Raw genomic sequence first — 697 nt, 5'->3', positions numbered from 1 at the left:
CCTTACTTCCGGGAAAGTCATCGCTATCACCTCTCATCCAGAAAGTGAGCTCAGGGACAACGCTGATCTGGTTCTCGATATGGGAATTATAGAAGAGCCTTGTTACTTAGGCCTGACTCCAAGCGCGAGCATCGCGGTCATGAGCGCGATTAGTGACGCTATTACTCTAACGCTGATGGAAGAAAAAGGAATCACGCGCCACGAATATGGCATTCGCCATCATGGTGGCTACCTAGGCCATAAGGCGAGGCTGGACAATGACTAAAAAATTAAAGCGGCCGTAACCAATGAATCGTAGCAATCTGGACGGTATTGATTTTAATTTGTTAATCATTTTTGAGACGCTCTTTCAAGAGCGCAGTATGGCTGGAACTGCAAAGAAGCTGTCGCTAAAACAACCGGCTRTCAATGCAGCGCTGAAGCGCTTACGCACACTGCTCGACGACCCCTTGTTTGAGTACATTGGGCGGAAGATGGAGCCCACGGCCAAGGCAATACGCGCGGCACATATGCTTACCCTTGCTCTGGATTCAGTCTGCACTGCAGTGAGTGCGATGAGCAATGTTACGCCAATGATCAGCCCTGCTGAGTTTCACATCGGTATCAATCTTGACGTCGCACCCGCTCCGCTCTTCACGTTGACCGAGCGAATCACGTCAGCAATGCCTGGTGTAGGGTTAGTCGTACGCTATACAAG

Annotated in this window: 1 protein-coding gene and 1 pseudogene; both read left to right on the top strand. The window is 50.1% G+C overall.

The window, feature by feature from the left end:
• A pseudogene (locus AC1DRJ_RS31065) lies at positions 1-265 on the top strand (capsule biosynthesis protein); the annotation flags it as partial.
• Between the two features lie 22 nt (positions 266-287).
• The coding region (locus AC1DRJ_RS31060; protein ID WP_477805480.1) for a LysR family transcriptional regulator at positions 288-697 on the top strand (410 nt) is incomplete at its 3' end.

The organism is Pseudomonas sp. P5_B2, assembly GCF_056400445.1.
Note: the sequence above shows the minus strand (reverse complement) of the source record. Positions and strands in the feature narration are given on the sequence as shown.